The organism is Streptococcus sp. IsoGale022 (assembly GCF_031142805.1).
In the GTDB taxonomy this organism is placed as follows: domain Bacteria; phylum Bacillota; class Bacilli; order Lactobacillales; family Streptococcaceae; genus Streptococcus; species Streptococcus sanguinis_A.
The window spans coordinates 1-25,243 of sequence record NZ_JAKZJI010000001.1; the positions used below are offsets into that span (position 1 = coordinate 1).

Annotated in this window: 25 protein-coding genes and 2 pseudogenes; 14 read left to right on the forward strand and 13 right to left on the reverse strand. The window is 42.4% G+C overall.

Annotated elements, in window-relative coordinates; all coding sequences use genetic code 11:
• Positions 1–21: 21 nt before the first annotated feature.
• Positions 22–1,008, reverse strand: a complete 987-nt coding sequence (locus tag RG608_RS00005; RefSeq protein ID WP_002930548.1) for an L-lactate dehydrogenase — start codon at positions 1,006–1,008, stop codon at positions 22–24.
• 194 nt (positions 1,009–1,202) lie between these two features.
• Here RG608_RS00005 and gyrA point away from each other — a divergent pair, with 194 nt between their 5' ends.
• The 3 genes from gyrA (at position 1,203) to radC (ending at position 5,270) form a co-directional block, all read left to right on the forward strand.
• On the forward strand, positions 1,203–3,662 hold the full coding sequence (gene gyrA / locus RG608_RS00010; protein WP_308946360.1) for a DNA gyrase subunit A: 2,460 nt from the start codon (positions 1,203–1,205) through the stop codon (positions 3,660–3,662).
• Positions 3,663–3,676: 14 nt separating this feature from the next.
• Positions 3,677–4,432, forward strand: a complete 756-nt coding sequence (locus tag RG608_RS00015; protein ID WP_308946361.1) for a class A sortase — start codon at positions 3,677–3,679, stop codon at positions 4,430–4,432.
• Between the two features lie 154 nt (positions 4,433–4,586).
• Complete coding sequence (gene radC / locus RG608_RS00020; RefSeq protein ID WP_308946362.1) at positions 4,587–5,270, forward strand: DNA repair protein RadC; 684 nt, start codon at positions 4,587–4,589, stop codon at positions 5,268–5,270.
• 68 nt (positions 5,271–5,338) lie between these two features.
• Here radC and RG608_RS00025 read toward each other — a convergent pair whose 3' ends face one another.
• The 7 genes from RG608_RS00025 to RG608_RS00055 all read right to left on the reverse strand — a co-directional run bounded on the left by RG608_RS00025 (position 5,339) and on the right by RG608_RS00055 (position 10,293).
• Positions 5,339–6,031, reverse strand: a complete 693-nt coding sequence (locus RG608_RS00025; RefSeq protein ID WP_308946363.1) for a gamma-glutamyl-gamma-aminobutyrate hydrolase family protein — start codon at positions 6,029–6,031, stop codon at positions 5,339–5,341.
• Positions 6,032–6,055: 24 nt separating this feature from the next.
• Positions 6,056–6,703, reverse strand: coding sequence for a redox-sensing transcriptional repressor Rex (locus tag RG608_RS00030; protein ID WP_308946364.1), 648 nt, complete (start codon positions 6,701–6,703; stop codon positions 6,056–6,058).
• A 120-nt stretch (positions 6,704–6,823) separates the two neighbouring features.
• A complete protein-coding gene (locus RG608_RS00035; RefSeq protein WP_308946365.1) occupies positions 6,824–7,045 on the reverse strand; it encodes a DUF4649 family protein in 222 nt (73 codons plus the stop codon).
• Between the two features lie 121 nt (positions 7,046–7,166).
• Positions 7,167–7,514, reverse strand: coding sequence for a DUF1831 domain-containing protein (locus RG608_RS00040; protein WP_002902952.1), 348 nt, complete (start codon positions 7,512–7,514; stop codon positions 7,167–7,169).
• 1 nt (position 7,515) lies between these two features.
• Positions 7,516–8,628 (reverse strand): cysteine desulfurase family protein, encoded by a 1,113-nt coding sequence (locus RG608_RS00045; RefSeq protein ID WP_308946366.1) that lies wholly within the window; start codon positions 8,626–8,628, stop codon positions 7,516–7,518.
• Positions 8,629–8,638: 10 nt separating this feature from the next.
• Positions 8,639–9,595 carry a ribose-phosphate diphosphokinase gene (locus RG608_RS00050; protein WP_308946367.1) on the reverse strand — a complete coding sequence of 319 codons (957 nt, stop codon included), beginning with the start codon at positions 9,593–9,595 and terminating at the stop codon, positions 8,639–8,641.
• Between the two features lie 134 nt (positions 9,596–9,729).
• On the reverse strand, positions 9,730–10,293 hold the full coding sequence (locus RG608_RS00055; protein ID WP_308946368.1) for a CYTH domain-containing protein: 564 nt from the start codon (positions 10,291–10,293) through the stop codon (positions 9,730–9,732).
• A 100-nt stretch (positions 10,294–10,393) separates the two neighbouring features.
• On the opposite strand from RG608_RS00055, the gene RG608_RS00060 reads away from it, so the two are divergent.
• The 5 genes from RG608_RS00060 to mutY all read left to right on the forward strand — a co-directional run bounded on the left by RG608_RS00060 (position 10,394) and on the right by mutY (position 14,978).
• Entirely contained in the window at positions 10,394–11,065 is a 672-nt protein-coding gene (locus RG608_RS00060) for a GTP pyrophosphokinase family protein (protein ID WP_002930530.1), read from the forward strand.
• Positions 11,040–11,867: an NAD kinase gene (locus RG608_RS00065; protein WP_308946369.1), complete on the forward strand. Its 828-nt coding sequence runs from the start codon at positions 11,040–11,042 to the stop codon at positions 11,865–11,867. The genes RG608_RS00060 and RG608_RS00065 overlap by 26 nt, the downstream gene beginning before the upstream one ends.
• Complete coding sequence (locus tag RG608_RS00070; protein ID WP_308946370.1) at positions 11,864–12,754, forward strand: RluA family pseudouridine synthase; 891 nt, start codon at positions 11,864–11,866, stop codon at positions 12,752–12,754. The genes RG608_RS00065 and RG608_RS00070 overlap by 4 nt, the downstream gene beginning before the upstream one ends.
• Positions 12,755–12,774: 20 nt before the next feature.
• Positions 12,775–13,752 (forward strand): phosphate acetyltransferase, encoded by a 978-nt coding sequence (gene pta, locus RG608_RS00075; RefSeq protein ID WP_049553087.1) that lies wholly within the window; start codon positions 12,775–12,777, stop codon positions 13,750–13,752.
• Between the two features lie 65 nt (positions 13,753–13,817).
• Positions 13,818–14,978 (forward strand): A/G-specific adenine glycosylase, encoded by a 1,161-nt coding sequence (gene mutY / locus RG608_RS00080; protein WP_268686742.1) that lies wholly within the window; start codon positions 13,818–13,820, stop codon positions 14,976–14,978.
• Positions 14,979–15,021: 43 nt separating this feature from the next.
• Here the strand turns inward: mutY and RG608_RS00085 are convergent, their stop codons facing one another.
• The 5 genes from RG608_RS00085 to RG608_RS00105 all read right to left on the reverse strand — a co-directional run bounded on the left by RG608_RS00085 (position 15,022) and on the right by RG608_RS00105 (position 19,243).
• On the reverse strand, positions 15,022–15,369 hold the full coding sequence (locus RG608_RS00085; RefSeq protein ID WP_268686741.1) for a thioredoxin: 348 nt from the start codon (positions 15,367–15,369) through the stop codon (positions 15,022–15,024).
• Between the two features lie 124 nt (positions 15,370–15,493).
• On the reverse strand, positions 15,494–17,212 hold the full coding sequence (locus RG608_RS00090) for a phospho-sugar mutase (protein ID WP_268686740.1): 1,719 nt from the start codon (positions 17,210–17,212) through the stop codon (positions 15,494–15,496).
• Positions 17,213–17,449: 237 nt separating this feature from the next.
• Positions 17,450–18,013, reverse strand: coding sequence for an ECF transporter S component (locus RG608_RS00095; protein ID WP_268686739.1), 564 nt, complete (start codon positions 18,011–18,013; stop codon positions 17,450–17,452).
• Positions 17,997–18,548 (reverse strand): phosphopantothenoylcysteine decarboxylase, encoded by a 552-nt coding sequence (gene coaC, locus RG608_RS00100; RefSeq protein WP_268686738.1) that lies wholly within the window; start codon positions 18,546–18,548, stop codon positions 17,997–17,999. Before coaC ends, RG608_RS00095 begins: the two co-directional genes overlap by 17 nt.
• 11 nt (positions 18,549–18,559) lie before the next feature.
• The gene (locus RG608_RS00105; RefSeq protein WP_002930510.1) at positions 18,560–19,243 is read right to left on the reverse strand and encodes a phosphopantothenate--cysteine ligase; all 684 of its coding nucleotides are present in this window, start codon (positions 19,241–19,243) and stop codon (positions 18,560–18,562) included.
• 213 nt (positions 19,244–19,456) lie between these two features.
• On the opposite strand from RG608_RS00105, the gene RG608_RS00110 reads away from it, so the two are divergent.
• From RG608_RS00110 to RG608_RS00135, 6 genes and pseudogenes are all read left to right on the forward strand, one after another.
• Positions 19,457–21,127, forward strand: coding sequence for a formate--tetrahydrofolate ligase (locus tag RG608_RS00110; RefSeq protein WP_268686737.1), 1,671 nt, complete (start codon positions 19,457–19,459; stop codon positions 21,125–21,127).
• Between the two features lie 72 nt (positions 21,128–21,199).
• Positions 21,200–21,737, forward strand: a pseudogene (locus RG608_RS00115) (GNAT family N-acetyltransferase).
• Positions 21,731–22,342, forward strand: a pseudogene (locus RG608_RS00120) (DUF5052 family protein). Before RG608_RS00115 ends, RG608_RS00120 begins: the two co-directional pseudogenes overlap by 7 nt.
• A 3-nt stretch (positions 22,343–22,345) precedes the next feature.
• Positions 22,346–22,999: a DNA alkylation repair protein gene (locus RG608_RS00125; protein ID WP_268686736.1), complete on the forward strand. Its 654-nt coding sequence runs from the start codon at positions 22,346–22,348 to the stop codon at positions 22,997–22,999.
• Positions 22,996–23,520 carry a GNAT family N-acetyltransferase gene (locus tag RG608_RS00130; protein WP_268686735.1) on the forward strand — a complete coding sequence of 175 codons (525 nt, stop codon included), beginning with the start codon at positions 22,996–22,998 and terminating at the stop codon, positions 23,518–23,520. The genes RG608_RS00125 and RG608_RS00130 overlap by 4 nt, the downstream gene beginning before the upstream one ends.
• 611 nt (positions 23,521–24,131) lie before the next feature.
• On the forward strand, positions 24,132–25,208 hold the full coding sequence (locus RG608_RS00135) for an aspartate-semialdehyde dehydrogenase (RefSeq protein ID WP_268686734.1): 1,077 nt from the start codon (positions 24,132–24,134) through the stop codon (positions 25,206–25,208).
• The last annotated feature ends 35 nt before the right edge of the window (positions 25,209–25,243 follow it).

The following is a 25,243-nucleotide window of genomic DNA, read 5'->3' on the forward strand; positions in this document are numbered from 1 at the left end:
ATCAGGAGATGTTTTTTATAATTAGTTTTTAGATGCTTCTTGGAATTCAGGATTCTTCCATGCTTCGTCAATAATTGCTTGCAATTCTTTAGCAGAAGCTTGCATTTTTTGAGTTTCAGCATCATTCAGAGGGATGTTTACTGGACGTACGATACCGTGAGCACCAACGATAGCAGGCTGACCAATGAAGACATTTTCAACGCCATATTGGCCTTCTTGGAAGACTGACAATGGCAATACAGCATTTTCATCGTCAAGGATAGCTTTTGTAATACGAGCCAAAGCAACCGCGATACCGTAGTAAGTTGCGCCTTTTTTGTTGATGATTGAATATGCTGCATCACGAACGGAGATGAAAAGATCAACCAAGTCTTGTTCGTTCAAGTGACGGTTAGCTTGCAACCATTGTTCCAATTTCACACCTGCAACGTTAGCATGTGACCAAACGGCAAACTCTGAGTCACCGTGCTCACCCATGATGTAGGCATGGACAGAACGAGCATCGATACCAATCTTTTCAGCAAGAGCTTGACGGAAGCGAGCTGAGTCAAGTGAAGTACCTGAACCGATAACGCGCTCTTTAGGGAAACCAGAGAATTTCCAAGTTGAGTATGTCAAAACGTCCACTGGGTTAGCAGCAACGAGGAAGATACCGTTAAAGCCTGATTCAACGACTTGAGTAACGATAGATTTGTTGATAGCCAAGTTTTTACCAACAAGGTCAAGACGAGTTTCGCCTGGTTTTTGAGGTGCACCTGCAGTGATAACAACGAGGTCTGCATCCGCACAGTCTGCATAAGTAGCTGCGTAGATTTTCTTAGGTGAAGTGAAAGCAAGGGCATGACTAAGGTCTTCAGCATCACCGACAGCTTTTTCAAATAATTGAGGAATTTCAATGATACCAAGTTCTTGAGCAATACCTTGGGTTACAAGAGCAAATGCGTAAGATGAACCTACAGCACCGTCACCGACAAGGATGACTTTTTTATGTTGTTTAGTAGCAGTCATTTCTAAACATCTCCTTATTTTTTTAGGAAAGATTTCCCATACACATTCATTCTACCACTTTTGGCATATTTTGTCACGGTCAACCTGTGTATCTAGCGATGTAAACGTTTTTACAAACGGTTCAAAATACTGAAAAATTAAAGAAAATGTGGTATAATATAGGATAGTTTAATATGAAAGAAAGGCATTTTTTAATGCAAGACAGAAACTTAGTAAATGTTAATCTGACTAGTGAAATGAAGACTAGTTTCATCGATTACGCAATGAGTGTTATCGTGGCTCGGGCACTTCCAGATGTTCGTGATGGTCTCAAGCCAGTTCACCGTCGGATTCTCTATGGTATGAATGAGCTGGGCGTGACGCCTGATAAGCCTCACAAGAAATCAGCTCGTATCACAGGGGATGTCATGGGTAAGTATCACCCGCATGATGACTCCTCTATTTATGAAGCGATGGTGCGGATGGCTCAATGGTGGAGCTATCGCTATATGCTAGTAGACGGTCATGGGAACTTTGGTTCTATGGACGGAGACGGAGCCGCTGCCCAGCGTTATACAGAAGCACGTATGAGTAAGATTGCTCTTGAGATGCTTCGTGATATTAATAAAAATACTGTTGATTATATTGACAACTATGATGCCAGTGAGAGAGAGCCTGTAGTTCTTCCTGCTCGCTTCCCTAACTTACTTGTAAATGGTGCGACAGGGATTGCGGTTGGGATGGCGACCAATATCCCACCACATAATCTTGGTGAGTCTATTGATGCAGTTAAGCTTGTTATGGACAATCCGGAAGCAACAACTCGCGACATCATGGAAGTCCTGCCTGGACCAGATTTTCCGACAGGTGCACTAGTTATGGGCAAGTCCGGTATTCATCGGGCTTATGAAACAGGGAAAGGTTCGATTGTTCTTCGTTCTCGCACTGAAATCGAAGAGATGAAAAATGGTCGTGAGCGAATTGTCGTAACCGAGTTTCCTTACATGGTTAATAAGACTAAAGTCCATGAGCATATTGTTCGTCTGGTGCAGGAAAAACGCATTGACGGTATCACAGCTGTTCGTGATGAGTCCAACCGTGAAGGGGTCCGTTTTGTCATTGAGGTTCGTCGTGATGCCTCTGCACATGTCATTCTAAATAACCTTTTCAAGCTGACTCAGATGCAGACCAATTTCAGCTTCAATATGCTGGCTATTCAAAATGGTGTTCCGAAGATTCTGTCTCTACGTGAGATTTTGTTGGCTTACATTGAGCACCAAAAAGAAGTAGTGACTCGACGGACGGCTTTTGATAAAGAAAAGGCGGAAGCTCGAGCTCACATCTTGGCTGGTTTGCTGATTGCGCTGGATCACATTGATGAAGTGATTCGCATTATCCGTAATAGCGAGACGGACGCAGAAGCTCAGGCTGAATTGATGGCTAAGTTTGAGCTGTCTGAGCGCCAGAGTCAGGCTATCCTTGATATGCGTCTGCGTCGTCTGACTGGTTTGGAACGTGATAAGATTCAGTCAGAGTACGACGAGCTGATTGCCTTGATAGCAGACTTGGCTGATATTTTGGCTAAGCCAGAGCGAGTTATCGCTATTATCAAGGAAGAGTTAGACGAGGTCAAACGTAAATTTGCGGATGATCGCCGAACTGAACTGATGGTGGGAGAAGTCCTTTCTCTTGAAGATGAAGATTTGATTGAGGAAGCGGATGTTTTGATTACCTTGTCTAATAAAGGTTATATCAAACGTCTGAATCAGGCTGAATTCACTGCTCAGAAACGTGGTGGCCGCGGTGTTCAAGGAACTGGTGTCAAAGACGATGACTTCGTCAAAGAGCTGGTTTCAACGAGTACTCACGATAGACTGCTCTTCTTTACCAATAAAGGCCGAGTTTATCGTCTCAAAGGATATGAAATTCCTGAGTACGGTCGGACAGCCAAGGGCTTGCCAGTGGTCAATCTCTTGAAGCTGGATGAAGGAGAGACTATTCAGACTATTATTAATGTTCAGCAAGACCGAAGTGATGATTCCTATCTCTTCTTTACTACCCGTCATGGGGTAGTAAAACGGACCAGTGTAACGGAATTTGCTAATATTCGTCAGAACGGCCTTAAGGCTTTGAATTTGAAAGACGAAGACGAGTTAATCAATGTCTTTCTGACGGACGGCGCTGCAGACGTTATCATTGGTACTAAGTTTGGTTATTCTGTCCGCTTTAATGAGACAGCTGTTCGGAGCATGAGTCGTATAGCGACTGGTGTCCGCGGAGTTAATCTTCGAGAGGGCGATCAGGTTGTTGGAGCGGGTGTGATTGCTGAGGGAGACGAAGTGCTTGTCATTACCGAAAAAGGCTATGGTAAGCGTACTCTTGCCAGCGAGTATCCAACCAAGGGCCGTGGTGGTAAAGGGATTAAAACAGCCAATATCACTGATAAGAACGGGCCTCTTGCTGGTCTGATGACAGTGACTGGCGAAGAAGATTTGATGATTATCACTAATACTGGTGTCATCATTCGGACCAGTGTGGCTAATATTTCTCAGACCGGTCGCTCAACCATGGGAGTTAAGGTCATGCGTCTGGACCAAAATGCTCAGATTGTCACCTTTACAAGCGTCGAAGCAGACGATAAAGAAGATGTAGCAGAGGAAGAAAACGAATCGTAAAAGAGGACCTCTATATGGCACAAGGAAAAAGAAGTCGAAAAAGAAAACAAAAAAGCAAAAGAAATATTTTTATCAATATTGTTGCGACATTATTAATTATTGTGGCTCTTGGCTTAATCTTTAATGCGCAAATCCGAAACATGATTATGGTTTGGCATACCAACCAATATCAGGTTAGCAAGGTTTCCAAAGACTCTATAAATAAAAATAAAAATGCTGAGACTAGCTTTGATTTTAATAAGGTAGAGTCGCTTTCTACAGAAGCGGTCATCAATGCTCAGTGGAAAGCGCAGCAACTGCCTGTTATCGGAGGCATCTCTATTCCAGAAGTATCCATGAACTTGCCGATCTTCAAAGGACTGGATAATGCTGGATTGTATTATGGTGCTGGTACGATGAAAGAGACCCAGCAGATGGGGCAGGGAAATTATGCCTTGGCTAGCCACCATGTCTTTGGCATCACAGGGGCTAGTAACATGCTCTTTTCCCCACTGGACCGTGCTAAGGCTGGTATGAAGATTTATATCACCGATAAAGAGCAAGTCTATACTTATGTAATCACCAGTGTTGAAACAGTAACTCCGGATCGAACGGATCTGATTGAGGATACAGAAGGTGTTACAGAGATTACTTTAGTTACTTGTGAGGATGCCGCGGCAACCAACCGGACTATTGTCAAGGGAACATTAGAAGGTTCTGTCGAGTATGATAAGGCTCCTAAGGAAGTTCTTGAATCTTTCAGTAAGTCTTATAACCAAATGCAGATTTAAAGACAAAAAACTAAAAAAATTTCACTCCAAAGGTTAGGAAGAACTCTAACTTTTGGAGTTTTTTTATCTAAATTTTGTTTTAGGCGAAAGATTTTTTATATCAATTCTTGCTGATTCTGACTCTTTTTCCGAATTATAAGATAAGGAGGTTTCTATGTATAGCATTTCATTTCAAGATGATATTAGCATGATGCCACGGGAGCGTTTGATGAGAGAAGGGGCTGAAAAACTCAGTAACCAGGAGCTCCTATCAATCTTTCTCAGGACAGGCAATAAAAAAGAAACTGTTTTTCAAGTTTCTCAAAGAATTTTATCATCTATTTCCAGTCTGAACGATCTTAAGTATTTAACTTTGCAGGAATTGCAGACTATTTCTGGAATCGGTCCGATTAAGGCTGTGGAGCTGCAGGCCATTATCGAATTAGGGCGTCGGATTAACCGAGCAGAGGTTCTTCAGAAAGAGCAGATTATGGGCAGTCAAAAATTAGCTCAGAAGATGCAGCAAGAGCTAGGAGACATGAGGCAGGAGTGCTTGGTTGCTATTTATCTTAATAGTCAAAATCAAATCTTGCACCAGCAGACTATTTTCATGGGGACTGTAAGCAGAAGTATTGCTGAGCCAAGAGAAATTCTCCACTATGCTCTCAAGCACCTAGCGACATCTATCATACTGGTACACAATCATCCATCAGGCTCAGTCGTTCCTAGCAGAAACGACGATGAGGTGACCCAGCATATGAAAGAAGCGTGTGAGATGATGGGCTTGGTTCTTTTAGATCATTTAATTGTGTCCAAGTCTAACTACTATAGCTACCGAGAAGAGGCAGATATGATATAATTTGATTTACGTGAATATAAAAAACTTCTATTCGTGTAGAACAGAAGTTTTTCTAGGAATAGAGGATTTTAAAGAATATTGACAACATAATCAAACAGAGCTAAGTCTCCTTCTCTGGAGCCAAACAAGAACTCTGGGTGCCATTGGACGCCAAGGAAAGGACTGCCGTCAGTAGAAGTGATGGCTTCAATAATTTTATCTCGCGGATCATAGGCGATGACTTCTAGGCCAGCAGCTAAATCCTTGATACTTTGGTGGTGGAAGGAGTTGATTTCAGATGCAGGGCCATAGATTTCATGCAGAATGGAGCCGTTCTTGGTCACCATGCTTTGAGTTGTGTACTCAGCAGAGCTATCTTGCCAATGATCTTCAATGTCTTGATGAAGAGTACCGCCTAGGGCGACATTATAAAGTTGAGTTCCGCGGCAGACGGTGAAGATTGGTTTATTTTGACGACGGGCTTCCTTGATTAAAGCTAATTCAAAAATGTCCCGTTTGAGTAGATAATCATCGCTGTCAATGACTTTTTCTTCTCCATAGAACTGGGGACATACATTCTGACCGCCTGTGATGATTAATTTATTGACAATGGAAACATACTGTTTAGCCATTTCTTCATCACCGATTGGCAAAATCATTGGAATTCCGCCAACTTCTTTAACTCCCTCAACGAATCCTGTCGCTGTATAGCTCATATGGATGAAGTGATCGTCTGGGATTTCTCTTTCATTTCCGGTTATTCCAATAATAGGTTTACTCATAGAGTGTTTAATACCTCTTTCAAATTAATAATCATTTTTTCTCATGAAGTAGAGCAGAGTCTGCAGTTCGCTAGTCAGGTCAACATACTGAACGACCACGTCCTTAGGCAGGGATAGGTTCACTGGTGAGAAGCAGAGAATACCCTTTACACCAGCCTGAACTAAGATAGATGCGACTTCTTGGGCTTTTATGCTAGGTACAGTTAGGATGGCAGTTTGCACATTTCCTGACTGTATTTTTTCTTTGGTTTGGGAAATTCCATAGATAGGAATCCCATCGTTGGTTGTGCTGCCAACTTCTGGATGGTCATCTGTGTCAAAAGCCATTACAACCTTCATTTTATTGCGCTCATGAAAACGATAGTGCAGTAGAGCCCGCCCCATATTACCAACACCAACAATCATGACATTGGTGATAGCATTGTCATTCAAGAGGTCAGCAAAAAAGTTCATTAATTTCTTGACATCATAACCAAATCCTCTGCGGCCAAGTTCACCGAAATAAGAAAAATCTCGTCTGACAGTAGCAGAGTCAATACCAATGGCTTCAGCGATTTGCTTGGAGTTGGCTTTCTCAATCTTCTCAGCATTAAACCGTTTAAAAATACGATAGTAGAGCGACAGTCTCTTAGCTGTTGCTCGAGGAATTGTAGTATTTTTTTCAGTTTTCACAAAATCACAACCTTTCTAATTCTATTTTATAGGAAGTTTGTGAAAAAATCAACTAATTAAGGATGTTTGATTTATAAAAAAGAAAATCAGTAATCGCTGGGAATGGTAGGGGTGAAAAACTTAGTCCTGATAGGGACGTAGGTCTAACTGGTACATTTGGCGGTACAAGTCCCCAATTAGCCCTGTAAAAGGCAGCTGGTGTCCCTTATAAGTAACAGTAAGCACCTTGAGCGAGTCAGGAACCGTGACGCAGCCAGAGAAGGCTAGAAGAAATTCGTCGAAGTCTTCATAGGTGAGTGTTCGTTTTACCTTATATGAGTCCAAATAGGTCAGTTCAACCATGGTTAATCCTTTCTTTTGGTTCGATTAGTCATTTGATATTTTCAAGCGTTCCAAGTAGAGGTCAAGCTCGTTTAAATTTTGAAGAGTCAAAACCAAAAAAGCAAAATTACGAGAATCTTGCTTATTGTGGTGTCTTTTCAAAAATATTTCTTTCAACCAAGCTATCCATCAAGAAATAAAATTTTTGTTGGATAATGTGATGATCTTCTGATTTGAAAATATTGACCAAGCGCAGGCCTGATTTGTCAGTGATGTTGATTTTGAAGCCATTCAAATCTTTATTGACGATGATTTTCAGCAGAAAGCCATTTCCGCTATTGGGTACAGATTCCAGCAGACGAGAGAGTTCATAGTTGCCAACCTTGCTTTCAGCGAATGTATTGTCGCGCAAGGTGAATTTCTTGACATTTGGGTGAAGTGAATAGGTATATTCACAGTTTGCTAAGCTAACAGATGTTTGAAAGGCCATCTTATCCTCCTAAAATTTCTTTTAATTTCTTTGTAAATGATTGAATCTCTTGCAAAGTCGTTTGGTCCGAAGTGCTGATCCGAATGGACTCATACAAGCGATTGGAATCCCTGCCATACATAGCCTGCAAGACATGACTGGGTTGTATAGCTCCGGCTGTGCAGGCTGAGCCTGTTGAAATGGAAAAGCCATTTAAATCCATTTGAAGCAGAAGCAGGTCATTTTTTTGATTGGGAAATCCCAAATTGATGACATATGGCAAGCTTGGTTGACTTTCATTTAAGTAAAAGTCAATGTCCGATAAGTCAGCAAGTAAGTTGTCTTTTAAGTCTTGTGCACGCTCTAGATTTTCTTTTAGATGTTCCATGCTTTCTGACAGAGCCGCCGCCATGGCTGTGATAGAGATTAGATTTTCAGTTCCGGCCCGGTGTTTTTCTTCCTGATCACCACCGTGCATGAAATTGTCAAAATCCATCTTCTTGGCATAAAGGAAGCCAACGCCTTTGGGACCGTGAAACTTATGAGCTGAAGCAGATAGAAAGTCAATCCCTAGCTCGTCAGGGGAGATGGGAAATTTACCAATTGCTTGGACAGCATCAACGTGAAAAGCAGCAGGATGTTCTTGCAGTAATTTACCAATTTCCTTAATGGGAAGGATAGCACCAGTTTCGTTATTAACTGCCATGACAGATACAAGAATAGTGTCAGGTCTAAGTGCCTTCTTAATATCCTCCGCTCGAATCTGACCATCCACTGGCTGAACAAAAGTAGCTTCGAAGTCGAATTTGTCTACTAAGTACTCTACCACTTCTAAGACAGCATGGTGCTCAATAGCGGTGGTGACAATATGCTTCCCTCGGTTCTGGTGACGAAGGGCATAGCCTTTGATAGCAGTATTATTGCTTTCAGTGCCGCCTGAAGTAAAAAGAATCTTATTGCTTTGAGTATGCAGGGCATGAGCAATATCCTCACGCGCTTGTCTGAGCAGTTTACTAGCTTCTCGGCCATGGCTGTGCGTACTGGAAGGATTTCCAAAGACGGTCATAGTCTTGGTCATTGCTTGGATTGCAGCGGACGACAAAGCAGTTGTAGCAGCATTATCTAAATAAATCACTCCGGTTACCTTATTTCTTTTGATAGGCAAAGAGCGGGCTGACTGGTCTTCTTTCTTGGATGCGGACAATGGCATCACCAATCAGTTCACTTGCTGTAATGTAGTGGAGATTCTTAGGTGTTTTTTCTTTGGTATCAACAGAGTCGGTCACAAGAATTTCCCGGATAGGAGAATTATCCAGTAATTCTGCAGCTTTATCTGCAAAGAGTCCATGACTGGATACGGCATAAATTTCGACTGCGCCTTCGCGGCTGACAATTTTAGCTGCTTCAGAGAAAGTCCGGCCGGTATTTAAAATATCGTCAATCAGAATAGCTTTCTTGCCTTCGACATCTCCGATGATATAGCCCTCAGAGCGACCTGCCTCGTCTTCGCCATAATCAATGATAGCGATAGGGGCATCCAGATATTCAGCCAGATTTCGAGCGCGTTTAACACCAGAGTTTTTAGGGCTGACGACAACGACATCATCTCCCGTTAACCCCATATTACAATAATGTTTGGCAAAGAGTGGGATAGTGAAGAGGTTATCAACTGGGATATCAAAGAAACCTTGGACCTGCACGGCATGAAGATCCAGAGAAATCACACGATCTACTCCAGCTCCGACAAGCATGTTGGCAACCAGTTTAGCTGTGATTGGCTCGCGAGGAGCAGCAGTCCGATCCTGACGGGCATAACCAAAATAAGGCATGACAACATTAATCGTATTGGCACTGGCACGCTTGCAGGCATCAACCATAATCAAGAGTTCCATCAAGTGATTATTGACAGGGAAGCTAGTAGACTGAATGATGTAAATATCATAGCCACGGACACTTTCTTCGATGTTAATTTGAATCTCGCCGTCCGAGAATTGGCGGGAGGAAAGTTTTCCCAAAGGAACCCCAGCAGCCTCAGCGATTTTTTCAGCTATGGAATGATTGGAGTTGAGGGAAAAAAGCTTCATATTTTTTTTATCTGACATGAGTTGGACCGTCCTCTTTTTGTCTCTTTTTATATTTAATGCTCTATGAAATTTATTTTTCAATAGGCTTTAAATTGCTACCTTTTATTTTACCAAAAAAAATAGATTATTTCAGCTATTTTGTGGTCTTGGATTTACAAGTTTTCAGAAAATCTTGCTATTTTGCTCTTGCCAGGCTTGTAGTCGATTTTGTGCTGCTTTAGGAAGTCAAGGAAATTTTCCTTTCCTTTTTCGAAATCTTCAACTTCGACTTCAAGTTCGAAGTCTGTTTTGCCATAATAGTGGCTCTCATCCAGAGCCAGCAGACCAATTTCGTCTTCCTTTTCATAGCGAATAGTCTCTAGAGAACCTAAAATTTTTAAGTCTTGAATGGGAAGTCCTTTTTGAATCAGTGTATCTAAAATCTCACCAGCAGGAAAGATATTGTTCTGTAAAATATTTTTGGTTTCTTCTGGTGTCAAGTTCTGATTGAGTTCCAAGGCTCCGACTTCTTGAGGAATCTTGAGCGTCAGCTCAGCTTCGCGATACTTAAAAGTTCGTACTCGAAAAGCCATGTGAGCGTGACGAATACTTTGCTGGTCTGACTCGATATAATAGTTGGTCTGGCTAACGGGAGTGATGTCAGCAAACAACTGGAGCAAACGGTCGTGCTCTCCTTTGGTCAGCATGGTTTTGAATTCAATTTCTAAGTGATTCATTTTCATATCCTTTTCTTTGCTTTTGTTTGAAAGCGATTTATGTTATAATAACAGTTGTGTTTATTTTATACAAAAAATAATGATATGACAAGGTAAGTGTATGACAATAGAATGGGAAGAGTTTCTAGACCCCTATATTCAAGCGGTTGGAGAGCTGAAAATTAAGTTGCGTGGAGTGCGAAAGCAATACCGCAAGCAGCAGCGTCATTCCCCGATTGAGTTTGTGACCGGACGAGTCAAGCCGATTGAGAGCATTAAAGAAAAGATGATTCTGCGAGGCATTCGCGAGGAAAATATCGAGCAGGAGATGCAGGATATCGCTGGCTTACGGGTCATGGTCCAGTTTGTCGATGATGTGGATGAGGTTTTAGAAGTCCTGCGAAACCGGACCGATATGCGTATCGTCCAGGAGCGAGATTACATCAAAAACAAAAAAGCCAGTGGCTATCGGAGCTACCATGTGATTATAGAGTATCCAGTTGATACGATTAATGGTCATAGGCTTATTCTGGCTGAAATTCAGATTCGCACCCTTTCGATGAATTTTTGGGCAACGATTGAGCATTCTTTGAATTACAAGTATAAAGGAGAATTTCCCGAGGAAATCAAATGTCGCTTGGAAACCACAGCTAATCTTGCTTATCAGCTGGATGAGGAGATGGGTGCTATCCGTGACGCTATCCAGGAGGCTCAGGCCCTCTTTGACCCTCTTCACCGCAAGTTAAATGACGGTGTGGGAAATAGTGATGATACAGATGAAGAATACAGATAAAAAAATAGCGATTATCCGCAATCGGAAAAGACAGAGTGAACAAGTTTATCAGGATTTGAAGCAGAAGCTGAAACAGAACGGCTTTATTTTAACTCCTAAGAATCCCGACATCGTGATTTCGGTGGGTGGTGACGGCATGTTGCTATCGGCTTTTCATATGTATGAAGAACAGCTGGACCGGGTTCGCTTTGTTGGTGTGCATACAGGCCATCTCGGATTCTATACGGACTACCGTGATTTTGAACTAGATAAGCTGGTAGAAAATCTCAAATTAGACTCCGGTGCTCAAGTTTCTTATCCGATTTTAAATGTCAAAATCACTTTTGAAAATGATGATACACGCATCATTCGTGCTTTGAACGAAGCAACAATCAAGCGCTCGGATCGAACCATGGTAGCCGATGTCATTATCAATCGGGTTCATTTCGAGCGTTTCCGAGGAGATGGAATTTCCGTTTCTACTCCGACGGGAAGTACAGCCTATAATAAATCTCTGGGTGGAGCGGTATTGCATCCGACCATTGAAGCCTTGCAAGTAACAGAAATTGCCAGTCTCAACAATCGGGTTTATCGGACGTTGGGCTCGTCGGTCATTGTTCCCAAAAAGGATAAGATTGAGTTAGTGCCGACCCGCAGTGACTATCACACTATCGCGGTTGATAATCAGACTTTCTCTTTCAAAAATATTGTCCGCATTGAGTATCAGATTGACAATCATAAGATACATTTTGTGGCTTCGCCAAGTCATACCAGCTTTTGGAATCGTGTCAGAGACTCCTTTATTGGAGAGTGCAAGGAATGAGGTTTGAGTTTATTGCCGATGAGCATGTCAAGGTGAAGACCTTTTTAAAACGGCACGAAATTTCCAAAGGCCTCTTGGCTAAGATAAAATTTTCCGGAGGGAACATTCTCGTCAACCATCAGCCTCAGAACGCTGTTTATCTCTTGGATATTGGCGATAGGGTAACGATTGATATCCCGTCTGAAAAGGGATTTGAAAGTCTGAAGGCTGTTGATAAGGACTTGTCTGTCATCTATGAAGATGAACATTTCTTGGTTTTGGATAAGCCGGCAGGGGTGGCTAGTATTCCCAGTGTTAACCATTCCAATACTATGGCTAATTTCGTCAAGGCTTACTATATTCGTCAGGGCTATGAAAACCAGCAGGTGCATATCGTGACGCGTCTGGATAGGGATACAAGTGGGCTCATGCTCTTTGCCAAGCATGGCTATGCTCATGCCAGATTGGACAAGCAGCTGCAGAAGAAGCTGATAGAAAAGCGCTATTACGCTCTGGTTAGGGGTAGTGGACTCTTAGAAGAACAAGGCGAGATTATTGCTCCGATTGGGCGCAACCCTGAGAGTATCATTACGAGATGCGTGACAGAGGATGGCAAGTATGCTCATACCAGTTACAAGGTCATAGAGCGATTTGGAGATGTCTATCTGGTGGATATTCATCTGCATACCGGGCGGACTCATCAAATCCGCGTTCATTTTTCAAATATTGGCTTTCCGCTTTTGGGTGACGACCTTTATGGAGGAAGTTTGGAACACGGAATAAAGCGCCAGGCTTTACATTGTCATTCTTTGAAATTTTATAATCCTTTTAGTGGCCAGGAAGTTGAGCGCGCCAGTCCTTTGCCGGATGATTTTAAACAAGTTATCGAGAAATTAAAAGCTAAATAGATAAAGGAGTGTAAAGAAGCATGAAAATTTTTGACTCAATTCGTGAAGCCTTGAAGGATAAGGAAGTAAAGATTGTCTTGCCAGAGGGTGAAGAACCGCGTATTCTGCAGGCGACTAAACTATTGGTAAAAGAAACCAGTATTACACCAGTTCTTTTGGGGAATCCTGATAAAATCCGCATTTATCTAGAAATTGAGGGAATAAAAGAAGGATATCAGGTTATTGATCCTTCAAACTGTTCCTGCTTTGAGGAATTGGTAGAAGCATTCGTTGAGCGTCGAAAAGGGAAAATCACAGCAGACGAAGCACGCCAGTTGCTCAAGGAAGATGTCAACTACTTTGGGGTCATGTTGGTTTATCTTGGTAAGGTTCAAGGGATGGTTTCAGGAGCAATCCACTCTACGGCAGCGACTGTTCGGCCAGCTCTCCAAATCATCAAGACCCTGCCTTGGGTGTCTCGTACTTCAGGAGCCTTCCTCATGGTGCGTGATGACGAACGCTATATTTTCAGTGACTGTGCCATCAATATCGATCCAGATGCCAATGTTTTGGCGGAGATTGCTGTTAACTCAGCTTTGACAGCACAAATTTTCGGTATCGATCCCAAAGTTGCCATGCTCAGCTATTCGACCAAGGGCTCTGGTTTCGGAGAAAAGGTTGATAAGGTTGTGGAAGCGACTAAGTTGGCTCAAGAAATGCGTCCTGACTTGGTTATCGATGGTGAATTACAGTTTGATGCAGCTTTCGTTCCGGCAACAGCTGAGCTGAAAGCACCTGGCAGCCCGGTAGCTGGTCAAGCGACTGTCTTTGTCTTCCCAAGTATCGAGGCTGGTAATATCAGCTACAAGATGGCAGAGCGTTTGGGTGGATTTTCAGCGGTAGGACCAATCCTTCAGGGACTTAACCACCCAGTTAATGACCTTTCTCGAGGCTGTAATGCGGATGATGTTTATAAGCTGACTTTGATTACAGCTAGTCAGGCTGTCGGCCATTATTAAACGATAGGAAACAATTGGAGGGCATAAGCTCTCCTATTTTTCTTGCCTTATGCTATACTAGATTTATGTTAGATTTGAAAGAATACGGAATTGAGATGTGGGAGGCAGATAAAATTGCCTCTTTTCGCGAGAAATTATTGACTTGGTATGATGAAAATAAACGTGATCTACCTTGGCGCAGAACAAATAATCCTTATCATATCTGGATTTCTGAGATTATGCTGCAGCAGACTCGGGTGGATACAGTGATTCCTTACTACGAGCGTTTTCTTGACTGGTTCCCGACTGTAGCTGATTTAGCACAGGCGCCAGAGGATAGACTGCTCAAGGCTTGGGAAGGGTTGGGATATTATTCGCGGGTGAGAAATATGCAAAAAGCAGCCCAGCAGATAATGACGAATTTCGCTGGAAAATTTCCTGATAGCTATGAAGGAATTGCTAGCCTTAAAGGAATTGGGCCTTATACGGCTGGTGCCATTGCTAGTATCGCCTTTGGTCTAGCTGAGCCTGCGGTGGATGGCAATGTCATGCGGGTCCTGAGTCGCTTGTTTGAAGTTGATTTAGATATTGGCCAACCTAGCAATCGTAAGGTCTTTCAAGCCATGATGGAGATTCTGATTGATCCAGACAGACCTGGAGATTTCAATCAGGCACTGATGGATTTGGGATCGGATATCGAAGCTCCTGTTAATCCTCGTCCAGAAGACAGTCCTGTAAAAGAGTTCAGCGCAGCCTATTTACACGGAACAATGGATAAATATCCAATCAAAGCACCTAAAAAGAGGCCAGTTCCAGTCTATCTGCAAGGCTTGATTATCGAAAACGAACAGGGACAGTTCTTACTTGAAAAGAATGAAGCTGCCGGCTTGTTATCAGGTTTTTGGCATTTCCCCTTGATTGAAGTTGAGGAATTTCAAACTGAAAATCAGATGTCCCTCTTTGAGGTGGAAGAAAATCAGCCCAGTCTGGACTTGTCTCCTCAAGAAAGCTTTGAGCAGGATTATGATTTGATTGTTGATTGGCAGCAGCAGTCCTTTTCAAAAGTGCAGCATGTTTTCAGTCATCGCAAGTGGCATATCCAGCTGGCTTATGGCCGAGTTAAAGATAGCCAGTACGCTGCTGATGGAGAGGTCTTGTGGCTTCATCCAGAAGACTTTGGCAATTACCCCTTTGCCAAACCCCAGCAGAAGATGTGGGAGGCTTTTCAGGAAGTTAGAAATAAATAAAAAATCTGAGACTAATTTGGTCTCAGATTTTTTTGAATCAATTTTACAAGTTTGCAAAAGCTTTAATCTCATCCGCAGTCATAGAAGAATCACAACGAACAGAGACTTGGCCGTCTTGAACATGAACAAAACCAGGAACCGTCGGAATGCTGTATTCAGAGCGGAAGGCTTGCAGTTTCTCTAATTCGCTAGCTTCTTCGCTATTGATAAAGAAAATATGCGCCTTAGTATCAGTGACAACGCCAGCAAGAGTTGCAGCAAATTTACGACAGTAGGGGCAAGTTTTGCGACCGATGAAGAAAGTTGCTGTCTCTTTATCAGCAATTGCTTGACGAGCACGGCCAACAGTTGTGACTTCAAGGTCTTTAATATTTTGAGCAAATTGTTCCATAAATAATCCTCATTTCTTTTTATAAAACTAGTATGCCATAAAAATCAGAAAAATGCTTGATTTGGAAACGAAAAACCAGAGAATGTGAAATTTATTCTCTGGTTGATTGGTTGATAGTGTTATTTTACTTGATAAAGGCATTAATCTCTGCTTCAATAGCAGCAATTTTTGCTTGAGCATCTTCATTGCTGTCACCGACAACGGCAATGTAGAACTTGATTTTTGGTTCTGTTCCGGATGGACGGACAGCAATCCATGAACCATCAGCCAAGGTGTATTTCAGCACATCACTTGGAGGAGTCGTCAGAGCTGTAACAGTACCGTCTGCGGCAGTAGAAGTCTGCGCCTTAAAGTCTTCAGTAACAGAAATAGCAGTAGCGTTGAAATCTTTTGGACCATTGTCACGGAACTTAGCCATGATAGCCTTGATTTGCTCAGCTCCATCAACACCGGACAAGGTCACAGAGATAGTCTTTTCAGCAAAGTAACCGTACTCTTTGTAGATTTCTTCAATACCGTCAGCCAGAGTCAAGCCACGTGAGCGGTAGTAGGCAGCAAGCTCAGCCACGACCAAAACAGCTTGGATAGCGTCTTTATCACGTACAAACGGTTTAATCAGATAGCCGAAGCTTTCTTCAAATCCCATCATGTAGGTGTGGTTGTGCTTTTCTTCGAATTCTTGAATCTTTTCAGCGATAAATTTGAAACCAGTCAGGACATTGAACATAGTAGCGCCATAGCTTTCAGCAATCTTAGTCACCAAGTCAGTAGAAACGATAGACTTGCAGAGAGCTGCGTTAGCTGGCAGAGTTCCAGCACTCTTATGAGCTTCCAGGATGTACTTAGCCATGATGGCACCGATTTGGTTACCAGAAAGATTGAGGTAGCTTCCGTCTTTTTGCAGAACTTCTACACCGACACGGTCAGCATCTGGGTCAGTTGCAACCAGAACATCTGCACCAACTTTACGACCTAATTCCTCCGCTAAAGTAAAGGCTGCTTGGCTTTCAGGGTTTGGAGACTTAACAGTAGAGAAGTCTGGATCAGCTACAGCTTGTGCTTCAACAACTTCAACAGAATCAAATCCAGCTTGAGCTAAAGCGCGACGAGCCAACATTTCACCAGTACCGTGCAGAGGAGTATAGACAATCTTCATGTCCTTACCGTATTCATCAATCAGTTTTTGGTTGATATTGACATCTTTAACTTCCTTGAGGTATTCAGCATCAATATCATCGCCAATTACTTCAATCAAGCCAGAAGCTTTTTCAGCTTCAAGATCAGCGACCTCAATAGCAAAAGGATTTTCAATCGCACGGATGTAGTCTGTCAATGCATCTGCATCATGCGGAGGCATTTGTCCGCCGTCTTCACCGTATACCTTGTAGCCGTTAAATGGAGCAGGGTTGTGGCTGGCTGTAATCATAATACCAGCAAAAGTTCCCAGATGACGCACTGCAAATGAAAGTTCCGGAGTTGGGCGCAGACTTTCAAAGACATAGGACTTGATGCCGTGCTTAGCTAAAACAGCAGCAGATTCAAAGGCAAATTCTGGTGAGAAATGACGGGAGTCGTAAGCAATTGCAACACCGCGTTTTTTGAACTCATCACCTTTTTCTTCAATCAAGCGAGCCAAACCTTCGGTTGCCTGACGAACAACATAAATATTAATACGGTTGGTGCCAGCACCAATTAAACCACGCATACCAGCAGTACCAAACTCAAGATTGGTGTAAAAGGCATCTTCCTTAGTTTTTTCGTCCATACTATTCAATTCTTCACGAAGATAGTCAGGAAGTTCAGCATAATCAAGCCATTTTTTGAAGTTATCTTGATAAGTCATAGGTGGAGTCTCCTTTATTTTTGAAATGAAGAGATGGAAATTTTAGTAAAAAATCCTGCTCTTAAATTTTCTTAATCGCTTTCATTGTAGCATATTTTCATTAATTTTAAAAGAGGTTACCTAGAAAACAATGAAATACTTTTCAAGCTATCGTTTCAAAGATTTCAAAATGGTATTGCAGAATTGCTAGCTTAAAAAAGACCAAAGCAAGGCTTGGTCTGGAAAGCTAATTTATCATCATTTTTTGGCTTTTTCAAGCGCAGGAATGATAGTTGCTGTCAAAACCGCAGAAATGATTAACTCGGCAATGGAATTTGCTGATAGAATCACAGCTAGAAGTGCTTTGATATCTCCTTGATATACATTTGCAAAGAGAAAGAAGATGCCCCCCAAGACGAAGATAGTATTGGTGGCAGAACCAACGGAACCTGCTACAATCAAGCCGACCTTATTTTTCATTGCTTTATATACGAAATAAGGAGTGATACCGATGAGAATGCGAGGTACCATGGCAACAAGAAGCGAAGAAAGGCTTCCATTTGGCACAAAGGGGCTAAAGAGATAGCTGGTTGGCAATAAAACTAAGGTATTAGTGATAACGCTGATAGATCCCATGAGGCCACCTAGAACAGCTCCGACTTTAGGGCCATAGAGAATACTGGCAATGATAACTGGAATGTGGATAATCGTAGGTTTAATCGGTACTGGAAGTAAGTTGAAAATAACCGAGCTGAGCAGGTGCAGTACCAACATAATGGCAAAGAAAATAGCAATTTGAGCAATTTTAGACTGTTTTTTCATAAATAAGTTCCTTTACTGTATCAATAATTGTATCAATCTCAGCTAGAGCACCTGTCCCCTGATCGCCACAGGCCAGAACAGCTTCGCGCGGCTGGATAATCTTCCATCCAAAACGCTGCAGACGCTCCAAATTCTGCTGGGTTAGTGGATTTTCAAACATCTTAGTGTTCATAGCTGGAGCTAAAACTTTCTTGGTATGAGGCGGCAGAGCCAGAGCAGTAGCTGTCACCATATTATCAGCTAAACCGTTGGCTAGTTTAGCGATGGTATTGGCTGTAGCAGGCGCCAACAAAAAGAAGTCAGACTCTTTAGCGATGTCAATGTGATTGACCTTGCTAGGGTCAGGTTCTTGCATAATATCAATTGCAACTGACCTTTGTGACAAGACTTGTAGAGTCAGCGGTGTGATAAATTCTGTCGCTGCCTCTGTCATGAGGACAGCAACTTCAAAGTTCTCTTTCTTTAGACGACTGGTGATGTCAGCAGCCTTGTAAGCTGATATGCTGCCACTGACGGCTAAGGTAATCTGTGTCATCATTTACCTCCTTATGGACTATGGATATGCAGGTAGAGGAGCTGAGCAATTTCTTCTTTGGATTGAGATCGGGTTACAGTATCATTTCCGACAAGATAGGCTTTGTGCTCCTGATTAGAAATCTCTGTCAAATCGTTGGCAACAATGATTTCAGCCTGATTTTTTATGAGACTGGCTCGTGCGGTCTTGAGTAGCTCTTCCTTAGAAACATCGACCAAGAGTTTAAAGCCAATCAAGCGAATGTGCGGATTCCATTTTTTTATCAGACTGATGATTTTCGGTGTCTTTTTGAGAAAAAGAACTTGAACATCATCCTGAGAAGAAATCTTGCTTTCTGAGTTAGTCTTATCCAGAAATTCAGTCATATCAGAGCTAGCTGCTACAGCTTCCAAACCAGTCATGTAGACGGGAGTATAGTCAGAGACTGCCATTGCATGAATCAGTACATCATGTGTGTGAACAAGTGGCTCCAAGCTTTCAAGCAGTTCTGCAACATTTTCAATCTGGACAATGGTAAGATTGGGATGAGCTGCAGGGCGGACAGCCATGGGAGTCGTCACCAGAGTCACCTGATCGCCCTTGTCTAGGAAAGTTTCAGTTATGATTTTGCCAAGCCGGCCTGTCGAATGATTGGTAATAGAGCGGACACGGTCGATTTTCTCGCTGGTCCCGCCAGAAGTAATCAATATGTTCATAGAACTATTTTACAAGAAAAAAGAAATTTAGTAAAATAATTCTAATTGCAGAGTGTCACAGCGGAAAATAACTCTCTGAAATCTTATATTTTAGAGAATATAATTTTCTTAACTTTCCTTTTTTCCGAACATTAAAATCTTTTTAGAGCTTAATCATGTAGATTTTGCTCTTTTTTGTTATAATCTTTATATTAATTGACAGAGGAGTTCTTGATGAAAACAGATATTGAAATTGCTCAAAGTGTTGAATTGCAGCCTATTGTTGATGTAGTGAAAAAAGTCGGCATCGACTATGATGATTTGGAATTATATGGTAAGTACAAGGCTAAGCTCAGCTTTGATAAAATTCGTGAGGTTGAAAAAAATCCTGTTGGGAAACTGATTTTGGTAACAGCGATCAATCCAACTCCAGCTGGAGAAGGCAAATCTACCATTACCATTGGACTGGCTGACGCGCTTAACAAGATTGGCAAGAAAACTATGATTGCCATCCGCGAACCATCTTTGGGGCCGGTTATGGGCATCAAAGGGGGAGCAGCCGGCGGCGGTCACGCGCAAGTTTTACCGATGGAAGATATCAACTTGCATTTTACTGGTGATATGCATGCCATCACGACTGCCAATAATGCCCTATCAGCTCTTATCGATAATCATCTTCATCAGGGAAATGCTTTGGGTATCGATCAGCGTCGTATTATCTGGAAGCGGGTAGTTGACCTAAATGACCGAGCACTGCGCCATGTGACTGTCGGCTTAGGCAGTCCGCTCAACGGTATTCCGCGGGAAGATGGTTTTGATATCACGGTTGCCTCTGAAATTATGGCGATTCTTTGCCTAGCTACGGATATTGAAGATTTGAAGAAGCGCTTGGCTAACATTGTCATCGGTTATCGCAATGACCGCTCACCAGTCTATGTTCGTGACCTTGAGGTAGAAGGAGCCTTGGCTTTAGTCTTGAAAGATGCGATTAAGCCAAATCTGGTACAGACTATTTACGGAACACCAGCCTTTGTTCATGGCGGTCCTTTTGCCAATATCGCCCACGGCTGTAACTCTGTTTTGGCGACTAGCACAGCGCTGCGCTTGGCCGATTATACAGTGACAGAAGCAGGATTTGGTGCGGACCTTGGTGCTGAAAAATTCTTAGATATTAAAACTCCAAACTTACCAACTTCTCCAGATGCAGTAGTGATTGTTGCGACCTTGCGCGCCCTCAAGATGAATGGTGGAGTAGCTAAGGATGCACTTACAGAAGAGAATGTTGAGGCGATCCGAGCTGGTTTTGCTAATCTCAAACGTCACGTTGAAAATATCCGTAAGTTCGGTATTCCAGTTGTAGTAGCTATCAATGAATTTGTCTCAGATACGGAGGCTGAAATTGCTACTCTTAAGGAGCTTTGTGCAGAAATTAAGGTTCCAGTTGAGTTAGCTAGCGTCTGGGCTGACGGCGCTGAAGGTGGTGTGTCTCTAGCTGAGACTGTAGTCAAAACCATTGATGAAGAACCTGCTCGTTACACTCGCCTCTATGACAACGACCTCTCTATTGAAGAAAAAATCGAGAAAATTGTCAGAGAAATCTATCGTGGTTCAAAAGTGAACTTTGAGAAAAAAGCGCAGACTCAAATTCGAGAAATTGTCAAAAACGGCTGGGACAAGCTGCCGATCTGCATGGCCAAAACACAGTATAGCTTCTCAGACAATCCTGCTGCTCTGGGTGCGCCAGAAAACTTTGAAATTACCATTCGTGAGTTGGTACCAAAACTTGGGGCAGGCTTTATCGTGGCTTTGACAGGAGATGTCATGACCATGCCAGGATTGCCGAAACGTCCTGCGGCACTCAATATGGATGTTGCAGCAGACGGCACAGCGATTGGTCTATTTTGATCATGGTTTAAAAGGCTCTTTATGAGTCTTTTATTGGTATAATAATGAAAATACGGAGAATGTGGAGTCATTATGGATATCAGATTTGCTAAGCCATCAGATGCCAGAGCCTTGTTAGATATTTACGCGCCTTACGTAGAGAATACGGCCATCACTTTTGAATATGAAGTACCGACCATTGAGAATTTTGCAACTAGGATTGGGAAAACGTTGGAAAAATATCCTTATCTGGTAGCGGAAGAAGATGGTGTAGTCTTAGGTTATGCTTACGCTTCGACATATTATGCGCGCGCAGCCTACGATTGGGCTGTGGAATTATCCGTTTATGTCAGTCAAGATGCTCGAGGAAAAGGAGTCGGCAGCAAGCTTTATGATAAGCTCGAAGACCTGTTAGATCAGATGGGATATATGCATTTTCTAGCCTGTATTTCTCTGCCAAACGAAGCTAGCCTAGCTTTGCATCGAAAAAGAGGCTTATCAGCAGGTTGCTCATTTCCCTAAAATTGGCTATAAATTCGAACGTTGGCATGACATTGTTTGGCTGCGAAAATCCTTGGACAAGGTGGCTGAACCCATCAAACTTTTAAAAGAAATGGAGTGGAAATGGTGAAAAAGAAACATTTATTAATAACTCTTCTAAGTATTGGCCTTTTGACCTTGACCGGCTGTTAGGCCGTTGAAAATTGGTTTAAAAATGCCAAGGAGGAATGGATTGGTTTAGAGATGACGGTTCGCACCTATGATGAAAATTCTCAGCTCATTGACCAGATGTCAGGCAAGTCCCTATCCATTTCGCGCAACGAGGAATTTGACTCAGTTGATGCGGAAGGAAATTCCAAGGAAGACTCATCTGTGCTCAAAATCACCTTGGGTAAGTATGAGATTGACCATGTGGGATCTTCCTTAATAGCAGAAGAAAAAGGCTTGAAAGATGTGTTTGCCCAGTATCAAAAGACGGCAGATGTTGAGGAGAATAGCCATTCAGTTCCCGTTTTAAATCGCATGATTTCAGCTTTTAAAAACGACTTTACTGGCAAGAAGAAGGTCATTCTGATTCGCTCTCAAAACGGGACTCCTCTAGCAGCTTATGCTGGCGACCGTGTCTCTCTTGATAAGTCAGATGCTCCTAAAACTTCTGAGTTGCTGATTGACGGCAAGCGTCTCGTTATTTACCGCTGTGACTACACTATTTATGACCGTGAATTGCTGGAGTAAGCTATGAATGTAGAGGAATTGGTAAAAGAGTTAAAAGCTGTAGCTAACCCTGATGATGCAGTGGCTATGAAATCCTATATGAAAAATAAATTTGAGTTTCTAGGAGTCAAGACTCCAGCCAGACGGAAACTCGCAAAAGCTTTTTTCAAACAGCAAACTGACTATGTTATTGACTGGAATTTTATAAATGAAGCTTGGAACAATCTTTATCGAGAATTGCAGTATGCCGCGCTAGATTATCTGGAGATTAGCAAGAAGCTGTTGACTCCATCTGACTTGCCTTGTTTGAAAAAGCTGGCTCAAACAAAATCTTGGTGGGATACTATTGACTTTTTGGATCGCTTGGTCGGATCAATCATTGCCCGATTTCCAGAAACCAAAGAGATTATTTTATCCTGGAGTTGTGATGAGGATATCTGGCTGCGGCGCTTGGCGATCGATCATCAGCTGCTGCGAAAAGAGGAAACAGACACAGGGCTGTTGGAGAAAATTTTAGTCAATAATCTAGGCCAAACAGAATTCTTTATTAACAAGGCAATCGGCTGGGCGCTGAGAGATTATTCCAAAACCAACCCAGACTGGGTCAGAGATTTTATCGAGCGGCATCAGGCAGAAATGGCTGCGCTTAGTATTCGAGAGGGAAGTAAGTATTTATGAAACATATTTATTTAAAATATCTGGAAGAGAAAGATTATTCGGCTTGGCTGGAAGGATTTTCCGATAGACTGCCTTCCCAATCCCCATTTGATGATGGGCTTTTAGATATGACGATTTGTACAGAAAGTTGGTTTGCGGATTTGGTGGCTAAGCACCGAGATTTCCGAGAGAAAGACCAACAGTATATTTGGGGAATTTATGATGCAAAAAACGGAAAACATGTAGGAATGGTTAATTTATTTGTGCTGGCTAGAGACGATTTTCAATGGGCGGAAATAGGTTATACGATACATAATCAATTTTGGCGTCAGGGCTACGCCAGAGCTATGCTAGGTGAACTTAAGAAAGTCAGTCGTGAACTAGGATTTCATCGTTTAGAAGCACATGTTGATCTACAAAATATCCCTTCACAGAATTTGCTGGAGCAAGCTGATTTCTATCTTGAAGGAGTACGGAAACAATTCCAAAAAGAAGATCAGGAATGGAAAGATAGACAAGTTTTTGTTTATATTTTAGATTAAATACCTTGACAAAACGGAAAAAGATAAGGTAAACTATATTTCGTGCGATGAGTCGATATGCAGATTTTCTGCAAATTGAAGCATGGGAGGTCATAACGCAGGAGCGGACCTTGATCGGTTGTGTGAACCTGCTGATCACACGAAAGTGCCCTTATCCCCAATCTACGGATTGGGGATTTTTCTATGTCTCTTAGAGAGGTAGGAGCGTTAGTTGAAGCCGAGCTTAGAGACATTGATTCTGAGACGGACTGTGTCGTGAGTGCTATTACTCTTGATGAAACGAATCTGCAGTAAGAAGTTGAGTCGAAGAGCAATGGATGCAGTTTTGATCGTGAGAGCAAAAACTGTAAACCTTGAAAGCTCTCTTAGAGAGGCAAGACGGTTTGTCTCAGCTGAACTTAGAGACATTGATGCTGAGACGGTTGGCGTCGTGAGTGCTATTGCTCTTGATGAAACGAATCTCTAGGAAAAAGTTGAGCTGTAGAGCAGTGTGTAAATGCAGTTTATCTAAAATATCGAACATTTATTCTTTAGAACCATTTGCATTTTTCCCTAAAAATAGTATAATACTAACAATACAAAATTTTTTGAAAATTCAGAGAGGTTATCGCATGGGATATACAGTTGCTGTAGTAGGTGCCACTGGTGCCGTTGGATCTCAAATGATTAAAATGCTGGAAGAGTCTAGCCTTCCAATTGATAAAATACGCTATCTGGCGTCTGCTCGTTCAGCTGGTAAAGTTCTCCAATTCAAGGGACAAGATATTACTATTGAAGAGACGACTGAGACGGCTTTTGAAGGTGTAGATATTGCTCTCTTTTCAGCTGGTGGTTCTACCTCAGCAAAATACGCTCCTTACGCAGTTAAAGCTGGAGCAGTGGTGGTCGATAACACCTCTTATTTCCGTCAAAATCCTGATGTTCCTCTGGTTGTTCCAGAAGTCAACGCCCATGCCTTAGATCAGCACAAAGGAATTATCGCTTGCCCTAACTGCTCGACAATTCAGATGATGGTGGCTTTAGAGCCTGTTCGTCAGCAATGGGGGCTGGAGCGCATCATTGTATCTACCTATCAAGCAGTTTCTGGTGCAGGCATGGGAGCCATTCTTGAAACCCAAGCTCAATTACGATCTGTTCTCAATGATGGTGTAAATCCTAAGGATGCAGAAGCCAATATCCTGCCATGCGGCGGCGATAAAAAACATTATCCTATTGCCTTTAATGCCTTACCTCAGATTGATGTCTTTACAGATAACGACTATACTTACGAAGAGATGAAGATGACTAAGGAAACTAAGAAAATCATGGAAGATGATTCTATTGCTGTTTCTGCGACTTGTGTCCGTCTTCCAATCTTGTCTGCTCACTCAGAGTCTGTCTACATCGAGACTAAGGAAGTTGCGCCTATTGACCAGGTAAAAGCAGCAATTTCAGCCTTTCCTGGTGCTGTTCTGGAGGATGATGTAGCTCATCAGGTTTATCCGCAAGCAATCAATGCGGTTGGTAAGAAAGAAACCTTTGTTGGTCGGATTCGTAAAGATCTAGATGCGGAAAAAGGAATCCATATGTGGGTGGTTTCAGACAATCTTCTTAAAGGAGCAGCTTGGAATTCTGTTCAAATCGCAGAGACACTGCATGAGCGTGGTTTAGTTCGTCCGACAGCAGAAGTGGTTTTTGAATTAAAATAAAGTGACAAAGGAAACTTGACAGCACAGGGTTGAAT